Below are 22,179 nucleotides of genomic sequence, written 5' to 3' on the forward strand. Positions count from 1 at the left end.
CCGGCCGACAAGACGACAGTCAGGCGACTTTTTTAGACTCGCTATTTCGCTGAGCGATAAAATCTTTAACCGAAACAATGCGGTTCAGTTCTTCTTGCGCCCGCATGTCATTTTCAACTTCCCACAGGTCAACCGCCGCCTGTAAGTTACGCCAGAAATCAACGGAGGTATCGAACGCTTTGGCCAAACGAAACGCCATATCCGTTGTTAATTTGCGGTTATTGTTGACCAGTGCGCTCACCGTATTGCGATGAACATGCAGTATTTCAGCCAGATCGTTAATTTTCAGTTCGAGCGGCTCCAGGTATTCATATTGCAGGATATCACCCACAGTCGTTGGTTTTCTGGTTGCCTGTTTCATATCGTTACCTTAGATTTTCTCTAGTTCTAGTAGATGTGTGGATCTAAGTACACATCTTCGGCCTTACCGTTAACCCATTTAAATATTAATCGGTACTGCTTGTTTACTCTGATTGAAGAATATTCCTGTAATTTTCCGGTTAACTCTTCATATCTGTTACCGGGTGGCGAGCGCAAATCCCGATGCGAAACAGCCGCATTAATGATATCCAGCTTTCTGGCTAATGCAGTATGAATATCCGCTGGTATTTTTCTGTGCGATGTCGCCCGCTCAAAAAAATCTTCAAGCCATGTATCCCGAAAGCTCCTGATATTTAATGATTTAGACATTCCATTGCCGGCTCCTTTTCCATAAGCATAGAGAGATTATAATGCATACATGCACTGTGCTCAAGTGCATGCATTGACATAAAATGGCGAGATGTTGAGCTGACAGCTAAATCCCTTACAGGGGATAAAATATTCTTACATTTAGATAGTTACAGTTAACGATCGTAATCTTCTTCCATTCTGCGTTCTTCGTCTTCTAGCTGACGCCGTTCTTGATCAAGTTGGCGCTGACGGTCATCCAGTTGGCGACGTCGATCTTCAAACTGGCGTCGCCTGTCATCATACTGCCTGCGCCGATCGTCACTCATCTGGCGCTGCCAGCTTTCATCACGGGAATCATCATAATCCCGCCCGTTGTCCGGTTTGTATGCGTCGTTTATCGCCTGCTGAATATTACCAATGGCGTCATCGATAATATCGGCCTGCGCCGAAACGGTGGTCACCATTAGCAGACTGAAAAGAAAGAATGTCAGGGAGCGTTGCATCAAACCCGCCTCATCAAGAAACACACCCCACGGTAATCAAAGCGTATTTGCGCGGGTAGCGGAGGAATCTCAATTACGTGCGAGTCGCAGCGCCTGCGCCAGTTCTCCTCGGGTAAACGGTTTACGCAATAGCGCCACATCCGGCAGCGCCGGGTTATGCGCCGGACGTAAATCCTGGCCGCTAATCAGCAGAATGGTGAGCTGGGGGTAGTGCTTCAGCGCATGGTTGACGACATCCACCCCACTTAACCCTCCAGGCAGCATTAAGTCGCTGATAAAAATATCAATCTCGGAGGAAGCCGCCAGCATATGCAGCGCCTGCTCGCCGTTGGCGGCCTCCAGCGTCAGATAGCCCAGCAGATGCAACTGTTCACACAACGTCTGGCGCACGTCGGCCTCATCTTCGAGCACCAGTACCAGCTTTTCACCGCTGTTCGCCGCATGTTCCGCTATCGGTTCTGCCTGAATCTGTACCGGCACAACGGCACGGGGAAGCTGTAACCGAACCGTGGTTCCCTGCCCGGGGGCGCTTTCAATCTCCACCCGACCACCGGATTGACGCACAAAGCCGTACACCATCGATAATCCCAGACCGCTGCCGCTGCCGGTCTGTTTGGTGGTGAAAAATGGCTCGAAGACCTGCGCTTTCACTTCCTGCGACATCCCACTTCCCTGGTCGGCTACCTCCAGCATCACCATGTCCTGCTTACGCCCATCGCTGCGCGTAACCCGTTGATTCCAGGTGCGGATTTTTATCGTCCCCGTCTGCCCGTCCATGGCGTCACGGGCGTTCATCACCAGATTGATAATGGCGTTTTCCAGTTGGCTGACGTCAATCCACGCGGGCCAGGCCGGAGACTGGGCTTCAATTTCCAGCGTCAGCGTGGCGGGTAGCGAATGACGCATCAACTCTCCCAGATTCTCCAGCAGCGTTTTCAGCTCTACCGCGTGCGGATGCAAAGACTGTTTGCGCGAAAAAGCCAGCAGCCGCTGGGTCAACAGCGCACCACGTTCAGCCGCTTTAAGCGCCCGATTGACCCGTGGCGCGTCGGGAGAATCCGGATCCACCAGATCCAGACTGCCGATAATCACCGCCAGCAGGTTATTAAAATCATGCGCTAATCCGCCCGTCAGCTGTCCTACCGCCTTCAGTTTCTGACTGTGCAGCAGCGCTTCCTCCAGCCCCTGACGCTCGGTGCGGTCGATTTCCATCTGCGTGGTTTTTTCTTTCAGCAGCCGGGTGGTGTGTTCGAGCGACGCCGTATTGCGGGCAAAGACGCTAAAGGCACGCGCCAGCTCGCCCAGCTCATCGCGCCGTTGCAGGGCCGGGACGCTGACGTCTGATTCCCCATGCGCCAGCCGGGTCATCGCCCGCGAAATGGCTGTCAGGTTGGAACCGAGATTGCGGTAGATATACCACCCGGCAAAACCGGTGATCACCACCGCCAGCAGCGCAAACGCCAAAATAAACAACGCGCCGGATTGCAGTTCCCGATGACTTTGCGCCACCCGCTGTTCGGAGATAATCGCCACCTGCGAGGCATACTGGTTGATATCGCTGTTGAGGATCGCCACCAACGCTTTGATGTGGAACATATACCAGCTGATCGCCAGATCGCTTTGTTCCAGTGCCGACGAAAGCGGCTCCAGCTTATGCAACTCCTGGTTGAAATCGTTGAGGATGTTGCTAATCAGGAGGTTGCTGGTTTGCAGAGGTAGCGCGGGCATCACCTCGTCCAGTTGTTTGATCACCGAACGCGGCGTGGGGGTTTCAATGGCAGCCACAATTAAGCGGTCTATTTGTCCCAGCAGCACGTCATCCTGCGCGCCGGTCAGCTTTTGCAGGTGACGCAAATAACTTTGATTCTGATACAGCGAACTGAGCAGCGCGTTACGTTCCAGGTGCCGCCGCTGACCGCGCTGCAACATACCTTCCACGCTGCTTTGTAGCTCCTGGCTGCGCTGGATAATTCGCTCGACCAGCACCGGCTCCTGCTGCGCCAGCGGTGCGGTAGCCAGTTGTTCCAGCGACTGCTTCAGCGCCCTTTGCGTCTCCTGCAGCCGCTCCGCTTCACCTTTGTATTCCAGTGCGCCAACCACCTGCGACAGCCGCACCGCCGCTGTCGCGACGTTTGCCGTATCACGCGCCAGATTCATGCTGCCGGTCATATCGTCAACGGTTTGCTGCTGCACCTGCTCCTGGATCTGGCTGGCATGCTGAAATCCCAGCACCGCCACACCGCTCACCATCAGCGTGACCGCCACCACCAGCAGATTAAAGAACAGTAATCGTCCACGCGCACTGGCGAAAAAGTGACGTCCCGGTTGCGGCATATCACGCTCCGTGAAGAAAAATCGCAATATGACAAATATGAACGGCTTCTGACATTTTGCATTTACATTCCTGTGATGGACTGCTGATATCGGCCACCCCACAGGAGATCCGCCATGAGCAGGACACCGGTTCTGGAGATGCGCAACATTGCCAAAGCGTTTGGCAAATTTTACGCGCTGAAAGGGGTCGATTTAACGGTCTGGCCGGGCGAGATTCATGCCCTGATGGGCGAGAACGGTGCGGGGAAAAGCACCCTGATGAAGATCCTCGCGGGCGCCTATACCGCCACCAGCGGGGAGATCCTGATTGACGGTCAGCCGTTTCACATTCGTGGGCCAAAGGATGCGCTGAGCGCAGGCATCACGCTGATTTACCAGGAGATGCAGCTCGCGCCAAACCTGACGGTGGCGGAAAATATCTTTCTTGGCAGCGAGCTGTCGCGCGGCGGTCTGGTCCAGCGTAAAGAGATGATCATGCAGTCACAGAAGGTTATCGACCGACTCGGCGCCCAGTTTAAGGCCAGCGACCGGGTAATGACGCTGACCATCGCCGAACAGCAGCAGGTAGAAATCGCCCGCGCCCTGCACCGTAACAGCCGCATTCTGGTGATGGATGAACCCACCGCCGCCCTCTCCTCCCGTGAAACCCACCGCCTGTTTGAACTGATCATGCGCCTGCGCGATGAGGGGATGGCGATTATCTACATCAGCCACCGCATGGCGGAAGTGTACGAACTCTCCGATCGCGTCAGCGTCCTGCGCGACGGGCAATACGTCGGCAGCCTGACTCGCGACAAACTCAACGCCCCGGAGCTGGTGCGCATGATGGTGGGCCGTCCGTTAAGCGATCTGTTCAACAAAGAGCGCGATATTCCTTTGGGTAAAGCGCGCCTTAACGTCCACCACCTGACCGACGGCAATAAAGTCCAACCGTGCAGCTTACTGGTGCGCTCCGGGGAGATTGTCGGCCTCGCGGGCTTAGTCGGCGCCGGGCGTTCCGAACTGGCACAGTTGATTTTTGGCGTGCGCAAAGCCATCGGCGGCATGATTGAAGTGGACGGTGAACCGGTGGTTGTCCACTCCCCGCGCGAGGCGATTGATCACGGCATTGGTTTTCTGACGGAGAACCGCAAAGAACAGGGGCTGTTTCTGGAGCTGGCAGCGGCAGAGAACATCACCATGGCGACGCTGGAGCGCGACGCCACCTGGGGCATGCTCGATCGCAAAAAGGCGCAGGCGATTTCCGATGACGCCATCAAATTGCTCAACATCCGCGTGCCGCATGCACAGGTCCGCGCAGGCGGCTTGTCCGGCGGCAATCAACAAAAGCTGTTGATTTCACGCTGGGTGGCGATCGGCCCACGCATCTTGATCCTCGATGAACCGACGCGCGGCGTGGACGTCGGCGCCAAAAGCGAGATCTACCGGATCATGAACGATATGGCGCGCAAAGGCGTGGCGATCCTAATGATCTCCAGCGAACTGCCGGAAGTGGTCGGGATGAGCGATCGCGTGTACGTCATGCGCGAAGGCAGCATTGCCGGCGAGCTGGACGGGAAAAGCATTACCCAGGAAAACATTATGACGCTGGCAACCGGCGTGAACGACTCCCATCATCAGGCGGTGCCCCATGAATAATCCAACCACTCCCCAGCAGGTGGTGAAATCCGCCTCCGCAAAAAAAATGCTGATGAGCGATCTGATGCAAACGGTCGGTATCTTACCGATTCTCATCCTGATAGTGGCGGTGTTTGGCTTTATCGCGCCTAACTTTTTTACCGAAAGCAACCTGCTGAATATTACCCGCCAGGCGTCGATCAACATCGTGCTGGCCGCTGGCATGACCTTCATTATTTTAACCGGCGGCATCGATCTTTCGGTTGGTTCGATTCTCGGCACCACCGCAGTAGCGGCGATGGTGGTTTCGCTGATCCCGGAATTTGCCATGCTGTCAGTGCCTGCTGCACTGTTGCTCGGCATGGTGCTGGGGTTGTTTAACGGTGCGCTGGTCGCTTTTGCCGGCCTGCCGCCGTTTATCGTCACGCTTGGAACCTATACGGCGCTGCGCGGCGCGGCCTATCTGCTGGCGGATGGCACGACGGTGATTAACTCCAACATCAGCTTTGAGTGGATCGGCAACAACTATCTCGGCCCGGTTCCATGGCTGGTGGTCATTGCGCTGGCGGTGGTGGTGGTGTGCTGGTTCATTCTTAGGCGCACCACACTCGGCGTTCATATCTATGCGGTTGGCGGCAATATGCAGGCCGCGCGCTTAACCGGGATCAAAGTGTGGCTGGTGCTGCTGTTCGTCTACGGCATGAGCGGTTTGCTCTCAGGTCTTGGCGGAGTGATGAGCGCCTCGCGGCTGTACAGCGCCAACGGCAACTTAGGCATGGGTTATGAGCTGGACGCCATCGCGGCGGTGATCCTCGGCGGCACCAGCTTTGTTGGCGGGATCGGCACCATCACCGGCACGCTGGTGGGGGCGTTGATCATCGCCACGCTGAATAACGGCATGACGCTGATGGGCGTCTCCTATTTTTGGCAATTGGTGATCAAAGGGGCGGTGATCATCATAGCGGTGCTGATCGACAAATACCGTACCCGACACCATCAAAGTGCATAACAACAACATCTTACTTCGAGGAATACAGCATGAGATTGAAGCCCTTAGTGACCGCGCTCTGTGCTGGCGCACTGCTTGCTAGCGCTCCGTTTGTGCAGGCAAAAGAACTGAAATCGATCGGCGTTACGGTGGGCGACCTGGCGAACCCGTTCTTCGTGCAAATAACCAAAGGCGCGGAGCTGGAAGCGCGCAAACTGGCCGGTGATAACGTCAAAGTGACGTTGGTTTCCAGCGGCTACGATCTGGGGCAACAGGTGTCGCAAATCGACAACTTTATTGCCGCCAAAGTCGACATGATTATCCTTAACGCCGCCGACTCCAAAGGCATCGGCCCGGCGGTTAAACGCGCGAAAGACGCCGGGATCGTGGTGGTTGCCGTTGACGTGGCGGCGGAAGGCGCAGACGCGACCATTACTTCCGATAACACTCAGGCAGGTGAAATGGCCTGTAAATACATTACCGACCGTCTGAAAGGCAAGGGCAACGTCGTCATTATCAACGGGCCGCCGGTATCTGCCGTCCAGAACCGTGTGGAAGGCTGCCAGACCGAATTTAAACGCCACCCGGACATCAAGGTGCTGTCGCATAACCAAAACGCCAAAGGCAGTCGCGAAGGCGGGCTGGAGATCATGACCGCGTTGCTGGCGGCGAATCCGAAGATCGACGGCGTGTTTGCGATTAACGATCCCACGGCGATCGGCGCCGATCTGGCGGCAAAACAGGCGCAGCGTAGCGAATTCTTTATTGTCGGCGTAGATGGATCCCCAGACGGTGAAGAAGCACTGAAGCGCGAAAACTCACTATTTGTGGCGACGCCAGCACAAGATCCACAGGTGATGGCTGCCAAAGCGGTCGAAATCGGTTATGACATATTGCAGGGGAAACCCGCCCCGAAAGAACCCGTGCTGATCCCGGTGACGATGATCGATAAAAACAACGTCGGCAGTTATAAGGGTTGGACGGTTAAATAAATCCTGAACCGACTGATGCTCTCCTGCCACAAAGAGAGTCAAAGAAGCAAGAGCGCCCGTCAGGGCGCTTATCTCATAAATACTGAGAGTAATAAATATCCATTTTCTCCTCTATATTATGACTCAGTATAAAAGAAAAAATCATAACCGCCGTGTAAATAACCGGAATACCAATAACTAAAGGTGTAAACGTATACCAGGGGTGACTTTGGAACAGTTCCAGTGGTACGAGACTTACAAATCCTATACACCATAAAATAATGGCGCACAATTTTATTATTCTCCAATAATCATCGAAATCCAGCTTATCAAGTGCCGGACAAGATCCTGGATATTTAGCAGCTATTATGCCAGATTGAATAGTGTCTGCAGATGTACTGGCGAATAACTGATGGCCTTGACCATATTTTGCAGCATCCGCAGCCAACGCCAATACAACCCAGCGCTGAACCTCTGTGCTTTGCCCAGTTACGGCCTCCAGTTCATATCGACTATCGGCCAGAATACTCGTTTTTGCGTTTTCTATTCCACTAAACAATACGAATTTTGACTGCTTATCCAGTGAGTTGAACCATAGTTTTTTAATCTTACTAACATCCACTTGCTGTGCAGAAAGATATGTACTTACGATTTCATCAAGATAGTAAGGGGTACTGTCCATCATGCGTAATAAATATAAAGGTGTGTCTTTATCTTCAAGCAGTTTCGTACTGGTGAAAATAAAAGCATTAGCACTTTCGAAGAAATCATAATTATTTTCATTATGCAATTCAACTGCAATAACAAGGCTATTTTCAGACATATTTAAATCAACCCAATCATTTATTAAAAAATAATCAGGACATTCGTAAAGGATATTAATTTTTCCGACCTTATCGTTGGGGATGCCCAGACTTGCCAGTACCGCCTTAAAACTATTACCGATAGTGTCATCCGCTCCCTTAACATACATCCAGGTATTAAAAGGCCGATAATCCCTGACAAGAGAATCTTTGAGGGGCTCTATCAACTGCCTTAGCACTTTATCAACTCTGGTGTCATCCATTGAGTCAACTTCAATATCAATTCGTAACGGCGTTGCAGAACCTGCTGGCGCTTCACCCTCTAGTTTCTGAATTTTTAATGCCAGTTCAGGTACCGGGAGAATGGATGAATAGTCTAAAAGAGGCAATGCTCGTATTGCCCAGTTTTTCCACCTATTCATACCATACAGCTCAAGATAACCCGCATAGTAACATGGAAAATATATAACACCGTAAATGATTACCACCACACACCAGATTGCTAACACTATTAGCGACGGGATACCTATTGCATTCCATATCAGATCATCAGGAACCTTCTTGTCCTGCAACCAGCTGAATATATTGTACGTTATAAAAAACAGAAATATAGCACAGCTAATGATCAGCACAATATTAAGCGGGAATTGTTCTGGCTCCTGATACGGATTCTTGTTTGGTCTCTTCCATTTATTCATTTACTTATCCCCGCCGTTGGCAGTGTGGTTTTTATTGCACAACCGCAAGCAGCCCTACACCCATCCACAACAACGCCTCTACCGTCCATTGTCCAGGTTGGTTCAAAATCAAGTATGGGAAAGGTCCCTTTATGCGCAATACAAAAAACAGTATCCCCCATTAAAGCAACAGGGATTCCCATAAACTTGCTACCAGAAGCTTTGTTCACATATCCACCGTTTTCCAGCGGGTCATTTAGTCTGATTACACCTTTCATATTATTTCCCCGCATTCAGGTCGCAGTGCATCCGCGTCCAGCCCTTATAGCCCACCACTTCTGGTTCTTTGTCCGGCAGATTTTGATAGTTAGCCTTATAACCCTCCGTTAAATGGGCTAAGGATGCTTTCATAAATACCACCGTTCCCCAGGCAGCTTCTGGAAACTCAGGACTGGTATGACCGTCCACATACTCGCCACTGGATTTATGTTTGCCTGGCCTGTAGAGATAATACGTGTCATCAAAGTATTGATAATCAATACCCGGACCACCCGGCTTTAAACGCGGGTCGTCAAATGGGTATGAACTCATATATAAATGATTCTGCGCCGTGGTAATAAACGTCTGGTTATTGACCACCACCACTCTTTTTATTTCTTTTCCTTCCGGATAGTCACGCATAACCCCATCGGAGTTTCTTTCCAGCGCCCGGGAAGAGGCCATATAGTCTGCTACCTGCCACGTTTGTCCGTAATCTTTAGATATCTTGTAAGCATCTGGCTCCCATCGTGGTATCAGAATATACTTATCTGATGGGTGAATATATACACCGGAAAAGATCTGATACGTTGAATAAACGCCATTTACTAATTCTTTATGTATATTCCGCCTGATATCATGATACCAAAGCGCTCCCTCACAATTATAGCCTTTTAATTCCAGATATCGGTTATCATCATAGCGATAAATAATCTGTGAGGGTGTTCTTTTTGTACAGGCAGCGATAGCACATAGCGAAATAGTTCCGATCATTATTTTTAACGCACTTCCCTTATTCATAATTTATCCTTAAACGTTAAGCGGTTTGGGCATATCCCATTGCCGATTATTTCCCCGCATCCATATCGCAGTGCATCCGGGTCCAGCCCTTATAGCCCACCACTTCCGGTTCTTTGTCCGGCAGGTTTTGATAGTTGGCCTTATAACCTTCCGTTAAATGGGCTAAGGATGCTTTCATAAACACCACCGTTCCCCAGGCGCGCCCTGGCGATTCAGGTCTCATATGGCCGTTCACATACTCGCCACTGGATTTATGCTTGCCTGGTCTGTAGAGATAATACGTGTCATCAAAGTATTGATAATCTATACCCGGACCACCCGGCTTTAAGCGCGGGTCGTCAAAAGGGTATGAGCTCAGATATAAATGTCCTTGTGCAGTGGAAATAAATGCCTGATTATTAACCACCACCACTCTTTTTATTTCTTTTCCTTCAGGTCTATCTACCATATTCCCATCAGAATTTTTCTCTTGCCCCTGAGATGGGGACATATACGTTGCGACCTGCCACGTTTGTCCATAGTCTTTAGATATTGTATATGCACCGGGTTCCCATTCAGGAATAAAGATGTATTTATCCGATGGATGGATATATATCCCAGAGAATATCCTGAAGGAAGCAAATACTCCATCATATATCTCTTTATGAATATTTTTTTTACCATCGTGATACCAAAGTGCTCCCTCACAATAATAGCCTTTTAACTCCAGATAACGATTATCGTCATAACGATAAATAACCTGTGAGGGTGTTTTTTTTGTACAGCCAGAGATAACACATAGTGAAATTGCTACGACGATTACGCTTACCACATTTCCCATTATCATAACTCATCCTTAAACGTTAAGTATTTTGGGCATATCCCATTGCAGATTGGGTGTCTCGGTATTATATATTTCATTATGTCTGGCAGGTTTAACCGTTGTTGAATGGCAATATTCGTTAACCACGCCAAACGTTCCTGTCGGTAAAATATCATCTGGTTTATTCATATATATTTTTGTTTTCCTGTCGTTTAGCTCTCCTGATTTATAATATTCAACTGCTTCCTGAAGACCGTTACGCTTCATACGCCAGTCCCCGCGCAGGAGTAGCTCGGTCCAGAATTCTCCGCAGCGGTGATCAAATGCCCCGCATATTCCCACCGCCAGATCGAAGGCCATCGCTTTCGCGGGGGCATCTTTCGACATAACAATAGAGGAATGCTGGCTGTAACCAACCTGTTCTGATTGCAGCCATTCTTTTTGCAGCTCATCCGGCGTTTTCTCATAAATAAGCTGCACGGTCTTATTGTATCCCCCGCCCAGGACAACGCCTTTGGTATAAGGCTTAGCATATTTTTTGGCGAACATCGCGAGTTCAGCGGGCGTTAATTCCTGGCCCGGTTGTAAATAATCGAAACCTGCGCCGCTGAGATTTTTGAAATCTGTCTCAGTGCGCGCAGTAACCGTGGCTTTTGCCGAAAATGAGATGTCCTGATCGGGTGAACCCGGTGTTATCGAATATTTATACTGACTTCCCGCGCCCTGTAACTGGTGTCTGAAGGTGACGGGGAGCTGCTCACCATTCACAACCACATCCGCAAACGTATATTGTCTGGTCGCGCCCGTATCCTGATCAAAACAATCCTTTTTTAACGCCGGCATTTCAAAAGGCATGCTCAGTGGGCTGCCGCCTATTTCCGGGCCATTTTCGCAGAAAACCCGCTGGCGCAGATTGTCTATGCCGCTGGCAATGTCATGAGGGACTCCCCTCCAGCCCAAACCCTGGACGTTAAGTAATGAAACCACACTGTCATTGGGGCAAAAATAGTTATACACCTTGCCAAAGTTATTACGGGTATAATGTTTATTCTTGCGCCATTGAGAATTGGTTTTACTCAGACAAATTGCGCCTTCTAATTCATCAATCTCGGCCTGCGTGTGGTATTCCCCCTTGCCATATCTGGCGTTTGTCGCCATCAAATGACAGAAATTTTTAAACGTCTGCTGTCGGGCACGATCCGTCTGGTGATGTCCGGGCGTCATACCTTCAGCAGCCGTTTTTTCCAGTGCGTAGGGAGAATGGTTAAGGATCACACAATCGGCGGGATCGGCACCTGCTGCTTTGACCAGCATATTCGCGAGCATGGTAATAATCGTTCCCTGGGAATGCGCAATGATATTAATGGGATCGAATTGCGTTGCCGGTTCACTTCGAATCAGCAGGATTAAATCGGCCAGCCGCTGCGCGGCAAAAAACTGATAAATTCGGTGCGGGTTATCATAAATTGGGTGCGTAAAATCCCCGCCATTCATATACAGTGATGCAAATCCTGCCGCACCGTTCGCCAGGCCGCCGGAGCCCGGCCCTAACATATCCGGAATAGTGGTTGTTGCATTGGCAAAGGTACCCCCGCCTTTGGCGTACACGTCATCGAGAACATTACCGAAATTATCATTCTGATATTTCAACGTGGTTTGGGGAATATGCCCCAGCTTTTCCAGCTTTGCGTTGTCATCTTCCTGATAGGCGTTGTAAGGCAGTTTTGCGGCGTCTCCTGATTTAGCCCGTTCTTCGCGATAACGCCGCTGGTCTTCTATATATGTCGCATGATCGACGGGTTTATACCCCCAATAAAATGGAATTACCGGGCTGCGCCCGGGCATTTTCACCTGCTGCTGCTCGCCATCCCCCATATCCATTTTGTACTGATGCCATTCATGCGGATACATATCCGTGCGGCCCATACGTTCATTCAGGCCGGCAATGATCCCCTGCTCCTGATTTTGATATGCCTCGCCAACATCGTTGACGCCATGAACAAGGATCACAATGCAGGGCATAGGGTTTTTAACCGCCACTTCGCAGACGGCCATTTTTCCGCCGGTGGATTTAGGCACGCCTTGTACACCTGTCGCCACCACTCGCGGATTAAAGGGACTGTTACTCATTTGGCAAAATCTCCATTTTCATTTCATCCATTTCCGTCATATCCAGTAACGGCGTCATGCCTTCATCGTCGGTAACACCTTCAATGATTTCACCGGAGGCCTTAGTCAGTCTGAATTTTGTCTTTTTCAGAACATCGTCCGTATTTCCATAACCATGTAATTTAATGCGGCGGTGAAACTGGTCTTCCTGAAAAACGGGGGATTTATCTTTAACGGATTCCGGCCCGCTCCAGTCAAGGGTGGTGCCTTTGAGCTGCACTTTGGCGGGAGAGAATATTTTTACTGAGCCATCTTCATTTATTCGAATACCGCCCCCTCCACACAGCAACTGAATATTCTTTTTGGCGCTGATGGTCACATTGCCGTTCATACTTTGAATATGAAAATGCTTATCAGAAAGCAGGCCCATTTCGCCACGCTGCGCCTGGACGGAAATATCATCTTTTGCGGCGATAATTTTGATCCCGATCGCTCTGCTGAAAAGCGATAAACCCTGCCCGACGGCCATGGAGAGTTTCTTAAAAACGTTAAAACTGCCGTTATTGGCCGCGTTCAGCGACAGATCTTTGTTTGCCGACAGCGCCATGGTTTCCGGTGTGAGCAGAGCCATACCTTTATCGGCATAGGCCACCAGCCCCGAGCGGGTGAGCTGTTGAAGCGCAGCGTTAAGCTGCTGCTGTTGCTCCATTTCAACGTTTAACGCCTGCGCCGTCAGGGCGCTTTGCTGAAGAGAAGTTGCCAGCACAAGGGCAGCCTGTAGCTGTTGAACGACTGCGTTCATGTCGAGCTGCTGACCCTGGGCTTTTGGCTGCGCCTCTGTCGTCAGCAATATTCCCTTTGCGGCCCTCAAAACTGCCCGATCATCGGTGCGCAGTTCTGCGCCTTCACCGCGCGGCTTACCACCCGCATCAACAAGATGGCCCATGTTTAGCTGGGTTTTAGCGTACTCGGTACTCAGCTTGACGTGTTCCTGCCCGCGTCGGTCTTCCATCCGCAGCTTATTGAAACCCGCAGTGCGGATGACGTTGCGGGTATTGTTGCGGCTGGTGACGGGGTCCGGCTTTGGTGCATGATGCAGGGCATGAGCAATGAAAGGTCTTTCCGGATCGCCACCTTCAAACGCAATGGCGACCTCCGCACCCTGAATGAGTGGAAAGTGATGACCATAAGTATCGCCGGCATAAACTCGCGCCAGACGAACGGGCATACTTTCATAGCCTTGCCTATGCTGGTCGAGGTCAAAATCAAACTTCACCCAATAGCGCCCCTGCAGATCGATGTGGGCATATTGGTCATTGTCTATTGGTGATGAAACGATTGCGGGAACAGTACCGGCGATACGTGGCCGGGGTAATGGCTGCGGTCGAAAGCAAACGCGCTCATTGTAAGGAATACCGAACAGTTGGGATTGCAGGGCTGCATCACGCCTGCCCGTCACTCGCATTGCCGTTACCACAAAGCCCGAAGTGAACGCCTGCGGAATGGTACCGTCGATGTTAAGCACCATACCTGGCACGATCGACGGACTGGTGGTCACGCCGCTTAAAACGGACTGATTATTAAGAATAATTTCGTGATGCAGTTTGGCGTAGAACCAGCTTGATTCGCCCGGTTGTTCCTCCGCAAATTTCGATCCCGGCTGGTGATGAATATCCGCATAACGATAATCCATTCCATACGTCGTCGACGTCTGTTCTGCTTCCTCGGCATCAGCATTGAGTACTAGCGAATTGGCAAGCCGGTAGTCAAAGTTCTTTGCTTTAACGGCTGCGGAAACAACGTTGTGCTTTGATACCAGCTTATCGATCGCGTAATCATTTGCTGTCAGACCCGCATGAGATGCATGCATAATCTTTTGATCGAAGATGTACCGGCTTTGTGAATCACTGAAGATAAGCACCATAATGTGCGGAACGGCATGATGATTTTCAATTCTGAACCAGATCCCAACTTCTGACAGGATGCGGCTGATAAACGCTAAATCTGATTCCTCCCACTGGACGATCATTTCCCGGTTAGGATACATACAAACAAGATTATCAAAGTCGATTTCATAATCGGCAAAAGCATGTTCTTTGAGGAGCTGCGTGACCAAATTCGGCACATTTATGTTCAGGTAAATAGCCGATCGCTTGCGTTGAGAGAGTAATGCAAGCTTATGCTCCAGCCTGATTTCGTACAGTGATTCATCCGCTGATGTGCTAATAAGCGAAAATGACGTAATGACGCCTTCAATTTGTCGTTCATATAGCCACATCTCAGAACCCTGAATATATTTATTCCAGTTATGATTAGGTGCTCTGATTTTCAGCGAGCCTTCAATATTTAGAAGTGAATCAGGAGGGATGCTTTTTAGTTTTGATGTGAATGTAATTTTATAACTGTATGGTTTACTTAAGTTTTCATAACCTTCAATTGTTTCAACATCAAGCACCCCTAACTTACCCTCGCCCCTTACGGAGAATAAATACTTATTTATACTCTCCTCTGAAACTATACCTTCCAGATTATAGAACCCTGAACCTTTTTTCATTATCGCATCCCTTACCAAAAGAAAGTAATACATAAGAAATAAAGTCCAGTCAGCATATCAATAATAACTAAAAAAGGTTATTTTTTACTGAAAAAAATATGGAAAGTGAATTAATTATTATTAATCAAACACGTAATATAATCCTGACATATAAATAAACGATTAACTGGCACGATTTTAGATTCAATGAAATTAATTTTTTAACAAAAAGATTTATAAAACGCCGCATTCGTTTTTTCATCGCGAGGTAACAATCCAGCATTCACATCCAAATGGTTCCAGAAAACTGAGATGTGACTAAAAAAATGAACAAATTAACTCAATGATTTACAATAACATTTATAAAAATATTCTTTTCATTTATCATTTTATTGAATGAATCACACCACCCCATAAAAAAACACAATAAAATATAACGATTCCCTGTTCTGCTGTGAGGGAGAGGTAACCGGATGGTATCCCATTTGATCCATGGGAAAGCTTTTGATTTTCTCCCTCTCCCTTTGCGAGAGGGCCGCATAAAGGTCATCTTATCAGCCACAGGAGAATCAATGAAACGCTCCGCAATAAACGAGATCCTTGGCCACACGCGCCAGTTTTTCTCTCTGCACGACGTGCATCTCCCCCCTTTTGCCAGTTTCCCGCCGACCCAATGGCGCAAGCTTGATGCCGCTGCCTGGAGCGAAGTGTTCGACCTCAAGCTCGGTTGGGATGTCACCGCGTTCGGCGGCAACAATTTCGCCGCCCAAGGATTAACGCTGTTCACCCTGCGTAATGGTTCGCCGAAAGGCATGCCTTACGAGAAATGCTACGCCGAGAAAATCATGCATGTTCGCGATGCGCAGGTCACGCCGATGCATTTTCACTGGCGCAAACGCGAAGACATTATCAATCGCGGCGGCGGCAATCTGATTGTCGAACTGTGGAATGCAGGGATCCGCGAGCAAACGGAAGACAGCGACGTTAGCGTGGTGATTGACGGCTGTCGACAAACCCATGCCGCGGGCAGCCAACTACGCCTGACGCCGGGTGAGAGCATCTGCCTGCCGCCGGGCCTGTATCACAGCTTCTGGGCGGAAAAAGGTTTTGGCGACGTGCTGGTTGGCGAGGTCTCTTCTGTTAATGACGACGACCACGACAACCATTTTCTGCAACCGATTTCCCGCTACAACGACATTGAAGAAGACGAACCGGCGCTGCTGGTGCTGTGTAACGAATATCGCCTGTTCCGCTAACCAAGGAGCGCATTATGCCGTTGATATCTCTCGCCGATGGGCTTGCCCATGCCCGCGAGCACCGCTATGCCTTAGGGGCATTTAACGTTCTGGACTCACACTTCCTGCGTGCGCTTTTTGCCGCGGCAAAGCAGGAACGTTCGCCGTTTATCATCAATATCGCCGAAGTGCATTTTAAATATATCTCGCTGGATTCTCTGGTCGAAGCGGTCAAGTTCGAAGCCGCCAGACATGACATTCCGGTAGTGCTGAATCTTGACCACGGCCTGCACTTTGAGTCGGTGGTGCGAGCGTTACGCTTAGGTTTCAGCTCAGTGATGTTCGATGGATCCACGCTGGAATATGAAGAAAATATCCGTCAAACCCGCGAAGTGGTGAAGATGTGCCACGCTGTCGGCGTGTCTGTGGAAGCTGAACTGGGCGCAGTGGGCGGTGATGAGGGCGGCGCGCTGTACGGTCATGCCGACGAGTCGCTATTCACCGACCCGATGATGGCGCGTGATTTCGTCGACAGAACCGGTATTGACGCGCTGGCGGTCGCCATTGGCAATGCCCACGGCAAATATAAAGGCGAACCGGTGCTCGACTTCCCGCGTCTGGACGCCATTCGCCAGCAAGCGGCGATCCCGCTGGTACTGCACGGCGGTTCCGGCATCAGCGACGACGATTTCCGTCGGGCAATCGAGCTTGGCATTCACAAAATCAACTTTTATACGGGCATGTCGCAGGCGGCGCTGTCAGCAGTGGAGACGCGGATGGCGAATCGTCAGCCCTTGTACGACGAATTCGCCGAACTGCTGCTCAGCATTGAAGAGGCCATTACTGATACCGTTTCAGAGCAGATGCGTATTTTTGGCAGCGCGGGGCAAATCTGATGGAACGTAAAGGCATTATCGCCGCAGGCAACATGCTGGTCGATCATGTACATCAGATTGTGCAGTGGCCGGAGCGCGGCTGGCTGGCGGAAATCACCCGTAGCGAACGCGCCACGGGCGGTGCGCCGCTGAACGTGCTGCTGACACTGGCAAAAATGCACACCGGATTGCCGCTGCAGGCGGTGGGCTTAATTGGCAAGGACAGCGATGGCGATTACATCATGGCGATGCTGGAACAGTATCACGTTAATCGCCAGCATGTTCAGCGCACAACATCAGCCCCTACGTCAATGTCGCAGGTGATGACCGACCCGAGCGGTCAGCGCACATTTTTTCATTCGCCCGGCGCAAATCGCCTGCTGGATCTGCCCGCTTTTGAGCAACTGGATACCTCGATGAAAATCTTCCATCTTGGCTATCTGCTGCTGCTCGACAGCCTGGACATGCCGGATGAAGAGTACGGCACGCGTAGCGCTCGGCTGCTGGCGCAAATGCGCGACAACGGCTTTGAAACGTCGCTGGATCTGGTCTCACGCAAGGGCGATCCGCGCTACCAGCCACTGGTGATGCCCGCCCTGCGCCATCTCGATTATCTGGTGATTAACGAGCTGGAAGCCGGAGAATTTAGCGGGCTGGAGATCCGCCAGCCCAACGGCGAGCTGCATATCCCGCATATCGCTACCGCCGCGCGCGAATTATTGGGTGCAGGCGTACGCCAGCGGGTGGTTATTCACTGTCCGGAAGGTGCCTGGGGTGAAGCGCCGGATCGGGCGGGCATTTGGGTTCCGTCACAGTACCTGGCGCAGGAGGAGATCGTTGGCAGCGTCGGGGCGGGTGATGCGTTTTGCGCCGGATTTTTGTATGGCTGTCATGAGCGCTGGTCGCTGGAAGAGAGCATCCGGCTGGCACACGCCTGTGCGCGGGCAAGCTTGCTGTGCGCCAATGCGATAGACGGCGCGAAGACGCTGGCAGAGTTAAAAGCCACAATGACTGATGCCGGATAAGGCATTTACGCCGCCTTGTCGTGATGCTGCACATCGGCGGCGAATACATAGCCCAGCCCGCGCAGGGTTTTGATCAACATCGGTTGGTGCGGGTTGATCTCTATTTTTCGCCGCAAGCGCATGATTAACACATCAATGGTGCGGTCAAACACCTCAACGCTGTCGCTGCGCGTCAGTTCCAGCAATTGTTCGCGGCTAAGCACCCGACGGGCATTTTGCGCCAGCGCCAACAGGAGACTGTATTCACCCTGCGTCAGTTCAACCTTCAATTGCTGAGGATTGCGAAGCTGGCAACCCGCGGTATCAAGATGCCAGCCGTTAAAAGAAAGACCCGTGGTTTGTGGACTGCCGCTTTCAGCCGTGAGCACGCCCACGCGTCTGAGCACCGCCTTCACCCGCGCCACCAGCACCCGGGCATTGAAGGGTTTACCAATGTAATCGTCAGCGCCCATTTCCAGCCCGACCACCACATCCGACTCGCTACCAAGCCCGGTCAGCATCACCACCGGCAATCCGGGCCTCATCTTTTGCACCTGCTGCAGCACCATCAGACCGTTGATGTCGGGCAACATCATATCCAGCAATACCAGCGCGATCTCCGGCTGAGTCTCAATGCAGCGCAACGCCTCCTGCCCGGTGTGACAAGCGGTCACCGCAAAGACGTGTTCGTTCAGCACATCCTGTAAAAGCGAGCAGACTGCCACGTCATCATCCACAACCAGTATGGCTGGCTTCATTGTTTTTCCCCATTTCTGGCCAACTTAAATGAGTGTGATTGATTCTGCCCAGAGTGACAGCGATAAGGCACAAGGATGTGTGGGAAACATAACCTCGGTCACACTGCCGGGGCGTCACGTATTGGAGATTCGTCACGTCAAATATGACGACAGCCTGTTTTTCGTCAGGGTTTTGCGCAAAATTCGCCCGTAATATCGATGAATGCCCCTGATAAAAACATGGCATAAAAGATGCATAACCACAGCGACAAGCGCGTATGCGCGATTTGATTAACTGGAGCGAGACCGATGAAAAAAGTCGTCACGGTTTGCCCATATTGCGCATCAGGTTGCAAAATCAACCTGGTGGTCGATAACGGCAAAATCGTCCGGGCTGAAGCGGCGCAGGGGAAAACCAACCAGGGTACTCTGTGTCTGAAGGGCTACTATGGCTGGGATTTTATCAACGATACCCAGATCCTGACCCCTCGTCTGAAAACCCCAATGATCCGTCGCCAGCGTGGCGGCAAACTGGAATCTGTTTCCTGGGATGAAGCGCTTGATTACGTCGCCACTCGTCTGAGCGCCATCAAAGCGAAGTATGGCCCGGACGCTATTCAGACGACCGGTTCATCTCGCGGTACGGGTAACGAAACCAACTATGTAATGCAAAAATTCGCGCGCGCCGTTATTGGTACCAATAACGTTGACTGCTGCGCTCGCGTCTGACACGGCCCATCGGTTGCAGGTCTGCACCAATCGGTCGGTAACGGCGCAATGAGTAATGCTATCAATGAAATTGATAACACCGATTTAGTGTTCATCTTCGGGTATAACCCGGCGGATTCCCACCCTATCGTGGCGAATCACGTGATTAACGCTAAACGTAACGGGGCGAAAATTATCGTCTGCGATCCGCGCAAAATTGAAACTGCGCGTATTGCTGACATGCACATCGCGTTGAGAAACGGCTCGAATATCGCGCTGCTTAACGCTATGGGTCATGTCATCATCGAAGAAAAACTGTACGACCAGGCGTTCGTCGCCTCGCGTACGGAAGGATTCGAAGAGTACAGCAAGATTGTCGAAGGCTACACGCCGGAGTCCGTCGAAGATATCACGGGCGTTAGCGCGCACGATATCCGTCAGGCTGCCCGTATGTATGCCACGGCGAAAAGTGCGGCCATCCTGTGGGGCATGGGCGTTACCCAGTTCTATCAGGGCGTGGAAACCGTGCGTTCACTGACCAGCCTCGCAATGCTGACTGGTAACCTCGGTAAGCCAAGCGTCGGTGTTAACCCGGTTCGTGGCCAGAACAACGTTCAGGGCGCATGCGATATGGGCGCGTTGCCGGATACCTATCCGGGCTATCAGTACGTGAAAGATCCGGCGAACCGCGAGAAATTCGCCAAAGCCTGGGGCGTGGAAAGCCTGCCTGCACATACCGGCTATCGCATCAGCGAGCTGCCGCACCGTGCGGCCCATGGCGAAGTTCGTGCGGCCTACATTATGGGTGAAGATCCATTACAGACCGACGCTGAGCTTTCCGCGGTACGTAAAGGCTTTGAGGATCTGGAACTGGTCATCGTACAGGATATCTTCATGACCAAAACCGCCGCTGCCGCAGACGTTATTTTACCGTCTACGTCATGGGGTGAGCATGAAGGCGTATTCTCCGCGGCTGACCGTGGCTTCCAGCGCTTCTTTAAAGCCGTTGAGCCGAAGTGGGATCTGAAAACGGACTGGCAGATTATCAGTGAAATCGCCACCCGTATGGGCTATCCGATGCACTACAACAACACCCAGGAAATCTGGGACGAGTTGCGTCATCTGTGCCCGGATTTCTACGGTGCCACTTACGAGAAGATGGGCGAACTGGGTTATATCCAGTGGCCTTGCCGCGACACCTCCGATGCCGACCAGGGGACGTCTTACCTCTTCAAAGAGAAGTTCGACACCCCGAACGGCCTGGCGCAGTTCTTCACTTGTGACTGGGTAGCGCCAATCGACAAACTCACCCCAGAGTACCCAATGGTACTATCAACGGTGCGTGAAGTCGGCCACTACTCTTGCCGTTCGATGACCGGTAACTGTGCGGCGTTGGCCGCGCTGGCGGATGAACCGGGCTATGCCCAGATCAACACCGCCGACGCAGAACGCCTGGGCATCCAGGATGAAGAGCTGGTGTGGGTGAACTCGCGTAAAGGTCGGGTCATTACCCGTGCGGCAGTCAGCGATCGTCCAAACAAAGGCGCGATTTACATGACCTACCAATGGTGGATTGGGGCCTGTAATGAGCTGGTAACCGAGAACTTGAGCCCGATTACCAAAACGCCGGAGTACAAGTACTGTGCCGTTAACGTTGAACGCATTGCCGATCAGCGCGCCGCCGAACAGTATGTGATTGATGAGTACACCAAGCTGAAAGCCAGCCTGCGCGAAAGCGCGATGGGTTAGTCCGTTTTCGTACCTGTTCTGCAACAGCCTCCGCCCGGAGGCTGTTTTTTTATCCATACGATCTCTTTATACTGTTCATTCCGTACCCTAAATAAAACTCAAAATGAAACAACTCATTGCATTGATGTTCTTTATGACATTCTTTGCCCATGCCAGTGATACTGAGCCAGGAAGCCAGTACTTACAGGCCGCTGAGGCAGGAGACCGACGCGCACAATACTTTCTCGCCGACACCTGGTTTAGTTCAGGCGATTTGAGCAAAGCCGAATACTGGGCGCAAAAAGCAGCCGACAATGGCGATGCGGATGCCTGGGCCTTACTGGCGCAAATTAAGATAACCAACCCGGTCAGTCTGGATTATCCACAAGCCAAAACGCTGGCCGAAAAAGCGACCGAGGCAGGCAGTAAGGCGGGGGAAATTACGCTGGCGAGAATTCTGGTGAACACGCAGGCTGGACGCACAGATTACCCCAAAGCCATTACATTGCTGCAAAACGCCTCTGAAGATCTGGAAAATGACTCCACTGTCGATGCACAAATGCTGCTCGGACTGATCTACGCCAATGGCGTGGGTATTCCTGCTGACGATGAAAAGGCCACATGGTATTTCAAGCGCAGCTCGGCCATCTCCCGCACCGGTTATTCCGAGTACTGGGCCGGAATGATGTTCTTAAACGGCGAGCAGGGGTTTATCGTGAAGAATAAACAGAAGGCGCTGCACTGGCTGAATCTGAGCTGTATGGAAGGATTTGATACCGGCTGTGAAGAGTTTGAAAAGCTGACCAATGGTTGATGCTGGTTGC

Annotated in this window: 19 protein-coding genes; 8 read left to right on the forward strand and 11 right to left on the reverse strand. The window is 51.3% G+C overall.

The window, feature by feature from the left end; translation table 11 throughout:
• Positions 1-19: 19 nt before the first annotated feature.
• The 4 genes from EHN13_RS06245 to EHN13_RS06260 all read right to left on the reverse strand — a co-directional run bounded on the left by EHN13_RS06245 (position 20) and on the right by EHN13_RS06260 (position 3,509).
• Complete coding sequence (locus EHN13_RS06245; protein ID WP_048213890.1) at positions 20-361, reverse strand: HigA family addiction module antitoxin; 342 nt, start codon at positions 359-361, stop codon at positions 20-22.
• A 26-nt stretch (positions 362-387) separates the two neighbouring features.
• Positions 388-690, reverse strand: a complete 303-nt coding sequence (locus tag EHN13_RS06250) for a type II toxin-antitoxin system RelE/ParE family toxin (RefSeq protein WP_046671374.1) — start codon at positions 688-690, stop codon at positions 388-390.
• 155 nt (positions 691-845) lie between these two features.
• Complete coding sequence (gene yjdP, locus EHN13_RS06255) at positions 846-1,175, reverse strand: DDRRRQL repeat protein YjdP (RefSeq protein ID WP_124021055.1); 330 nt, start codon at positions 1,173-1,175, stop codon at positions 846-848.
• Between the two features lie 69 nt (positions 1,176-1,244).
• Positions 1,245-3,509, reverse strand: a complete 2,265-nt coding sequence (locus EHN13_RS06260; protein ID WP_124021056.1) for a hybrid sensor histidine kinase/response regulator — start codon at positions 3,507-3,509, stop codon at positions 1,245-1,247.
• 114 nt (positions 3,510-3,623) lie between these two features.
• Here EHN13_RS06260 and EHN13_RS06270 point away from each other — a divergent pair, with 114 nt between their 5' ends.
• The 3 genes from EHN13_RS06270 to EHN13_RS06280 are packed head-to-tail and all read left to right on the forward strand — an operon-like array spanning position 3,624 to position 7,106.
• A complete protein-coding gene (locus EHN13_RS06270; RefSeq protein ID WP_124021057.1) occupies positions 3,624-5,147 on the forward strand; it encodes a sugar ABC transporter ATP-binding protein in 1,524 nt (507 codons plus the stop codon).
• Positions 5,140-6,135: an ABC transporter permease subunit gene (locus EHN13_RS06275; RefSeq protein ID WP_124021058.1), complete on the forward strand. Its 996-nt coding sequence runs from the start codon at positions 5,140-5,142 to the stop codon at positions 6,133-6,135. Before EHN13_RS06270 ends, EHN13_RS06275 begins: the two co-directional genes overlap by 8 nt.
• Before the next feature lie 29 nt (positions 6,136-6,164).
• Positions 6,165-7,106 carry an ABC transporter substrate-binding protein gene (locus tag EHN13_RS06280; protein ID WP_048219905.1) on the forward strand — a complete coding sequence of 314 codons (942 nt, stop codon included), beginning with the start codon at positions 6,165-6,167 and terminating at the stop codon, positions 7,104-7,106.
• 73 nt (positions 7,107-7,179) lie between these two features.
• On the opposite strand, the gene EHN13_RS06285 is transcribed toward EHN13_RS06280, so the two are convergent.
• The 6 genes from EHN13_RS06285 to EHN13_RS06310 are packed head-to-tail and all read right to left on the reverse strand — an operon-like array spanning position 7,180 to position 15,089.
• The gene (locus EHN13_RS06285; RefSeq protein WP_124021059.1) at positions 7,180-8,586 is read right to left on the reverse strand and encodes a hypothetical protein; all 1,407 of its coding nucleotides are present in this window, start codon (positions 8,584-8,586) and stop codon (positions 7,180-7,182) included.
• Positions 8,583-8,843 (reverse strand): PAAR domain-containing protein, encoded by a 261-nt coding sequence (locus tag EHN13_RS06290; RefSeq protein ID WP_115644036.1) that lies wholly within the window; start codon positions 8,841-8,843, stop codon positions 8,583-8,585. The genes EHN13_RS06285 and EHN13_RS06290 overlap by 4 nt, the downstream gene beginning before the upstream one ends.
• A gap of 1 nt (position 8,844) precedes the next feature.
• The gene (locus EHN13_RS06295; protein ID WP_124021060.1) at positions 8,845-9,624 is read right to left on the reverse strand and encodes a T6SS immunity protein Tli3 family protein; all 780 of its coding nucleotides are present in this window, start codon (positions 9,622-9,624) and stop codon (positions 8,845-8,847) included.
• Positions 9,625-9,670: 46 nt separating this feature from the next.
• Positions 9,671-10,450, reverse strand: coding sequence for a T6SS immunity protein Tli3 family protein (locus EHN13_RS06300; protein WP_124021061.1), 780 nt, complete (start codon positions 10,448-10,450; stop codon positions 9,671-9,673).
• Positions 10,451-10,459: 9 nt separating this feature from the next.
• On the reverse strand, positions 10,460-12,556 hold the full coding sequence (locus tag EHN13_RS06305) for a T6SS effector phospholipase Tle3 domain-containing protein (protein WP_124021062.1): 2,097 nt from the start codon (positions 12,554-12,556) through the stop codon (positions 10,460-10,462).
• Complete coding sequence (locus tag EHN13_RS06310; protein WP_124021063.1) at positions 12,549-15,089, reverse strand: type VI secretion system Vgr family protein; 2,541 nt, start codon at positions 15,087-15,089, stop codon at positions 12,549-12,551. The genes EHN13_RS06305 and EHN13_RS06310 overlap by 8 nt, the downstream gene beginning before the upstream one ends.
• 551 nt (positions 15,090-15,640) lie before the next feature.
• Between EHN13_RS06310 and EHN13_RS06315 the strand changes: the two genes are divergently transcribed.
• From EHN13_RS06315 to EHN13_RS06325, 3 genes are read left to right on the forward strand one after another with little or no spacing between them, the layout of a single operon-like run.
• Entirely contained in the window at positions 15,641-16,324 is a 684-nt protein-coding gene (locus EHN13_RS06315; protein WP_124021064.1) for a D-lyxose/D-mannose isomerase, read from the forward strand.
• A 14-nt stretch (positions 16,325-16,338) separates the two neighbouring features.
• A complete protein-coding gene (locus EHN13_RS06320) occupies positions 16,339-17,199 on the forward strand; it encodes a ketose 1,6-bisphosphate aldolase (protein ID WP_048213903.1) in 861 nt (286 codons plus the stop codon).
• Positions 17,196-18,203, forward strand: coding sequence for a carbohydrate kinase family protein (locus EHN13_RS06325; protein ID WP_124021065.1), 1,008 nt, complete (start codon positions 17,196-17,198; stop codon positions 18,201-18,203). The genes EHN13_RS06320 and EHN13_RS06325 overlap by 4 nt, the downstream gene beginning before the upstream one ends.
• 5 nt (positions 18,204-18,208) lie before the next feature.
• Here EHN13_RS06325 and EHN13_RS06330 read toward each other — a convergent pair whose 3' ends face one another.
• The gene (locus EHN13_RS06330) at positions 18,209-18,940 is read right to left on the reverse strand and encodes a response regulator (RefSeq protein WP_032948333.1); all 732 of its coding nucleotides are present in this window, start codon (positions 18,938-18,940) and stop codon (positions 18,209-18,211) included.
• A gap of 288 nt (positions 18,941-19,228) precedes the next feature.
• On the opposite strand from EHN13_RS06330, the gene fdhF reads away from it, so the two are divergent.
• A complete protein-coding gene (fdhF, locus tag EHN13_RS06340; RefSeq protein WP_082759560.1) occupies positions 19,229-21,376 on the forward strand; it encodes a formate dehydrogenase subunit alpha in 2,148 nt (715 codons plus the stop codon).
• Between the two features lie 103 nt (positions 21,377-21,479).
• A complete protein-coding gene (gene yjcO / locus EHN13_RS06345) occupies positions 21,480-22,169 on the forward strand; it encodes a Sel1 family TPR-like repeat protein YjcO (RefSeq protein WP_124021066.1) in 690 nt (229 codons plus the stop codon).
• The last annotated feature ends 10 nt before the right edge of the window (positions 22,170-22,179 follow it).

It is taken from the genome of Citrobacter youngae (assembly GCF_003818115.1).
GTDB lineage: Bacteria > Pseudomonadota > Gammaproteobacteria > Enterobacterales > Enterobacteriaceae > Citrobacter > Citrobacter youngae.

Coding starts and splice junctions, on each gene's coding strand:
- EHN13_RS06245 (WP_048213890.1), bottom strand. CDS start 361: ATGAAACAGGCAACCAGAAAACCAACGACTGTGGGTGATATCCTGCAA.
- EHN13_RS06250 (WP_046671374.1), bottom strand. CDS start 690: ATGTCTAAATCATTAAATATCAGGAGCTTTCGGGATACATGGCTTGAA.
- yjdP (WP_124021055.1), bottom strand. CDS start 1,175: ATGCAACGCTCCCTGACATTCTTTCTTTTCAGTCTGCTAATGGTGACC.
- EHN13_RS06260 (WP_124021056.1), bottom strand. CDS start 3,509: ATGCCGCAACCGGGACGTCACTTTTTCGCCAGTGCGCGTGGACGATTA.
- EHN13_RS06270 (WP_124021057.1), top strand. CDS start 3,624: ATGAGCAGGACACCGGTTCTGGAGATGCGCAACATTGCCAAAGCGTTT.
- EHN13_RS06275 (WP_124021058.1), top strand. CDS start 5,140: ATGAATAATCCAACCACTCCCCAGCAGGTGGTGAAATCCGCCTCCGCA.
- EHN13_RS06280 (WP_048219905.1), top strand. CDS start 6,165: ATGAGATTGAAGCCCTTAGTGACCGCGCTCTGTGCTGGCGCACTGCTT.
- EHN13_RS06285 (WP_124021059.1), bottom strand. CDS start 8,586: ATGAATAAATGGAAGAGACCAAACAAGAATCCGTATCAGGAGCCAGAA.
- EHN13_RS06290 (WP_115644036.1), bottom strand. CDS start 8,843: ATGAAAGGTGTAATCAGACTAAATGACCCGCTGGAAAACGGTGGATAT.
- EHN13_RS06295 (WP_124021060.1), bottom strand. CDS start 9,624: ATGAATAAGGGAAGTGCGTTAAAAATAATGATCGGAACTATTTCGCTA.
- EHN13_RS06300 (WP_124021061.1), bottom strand. CDS start 10,450: ATGATAATGGGAAATGTGGTAAGCGTAATCGTCGTAGCAATTTCACTA.
- EHN13_RS06305 (WP_124021062.1), bottom strand. CDS start 12,556: ATGAGTAACAGTCCCTTTAATCCGCGAGTGGTGGCGACAGGTGTACAA.
- EHN13_RS06310 (WP_124021063.1), bottom strand. CDS start 15,089: ATGAAAAAAGGTTCAGGGTTCTATAATCTGGAAGGTATAGTTTCAGAG.
- EHN13_RS06315 (WP_124021064.1), top strand. CDS start 15,641: ATGAAACGCTCCGCAATAAACGAGATCCTTGGCCACACGCGCCAGTTT.
- EHN13_RS06320 (WP_048213903.1), top strand. CDS start 16,339: ATGCCGTTGATATCTCTCGCCGATGGGCTTGCCCATGCCCGCGAGCAC.
- EHN13_RS06330 (WP_032948333.1), bottom strand. CDS start 18,940: ATGAAGCCAGCCATACTGGTTGTGGATGATGACGTGGCAGTCTGCTCG.
- yjcO (WP_124021066.1), top strand. CDS start 21,480: ATGAAACAACTCATTGCATTGATGTTCTTTATGACATTCTTTGCCCAT.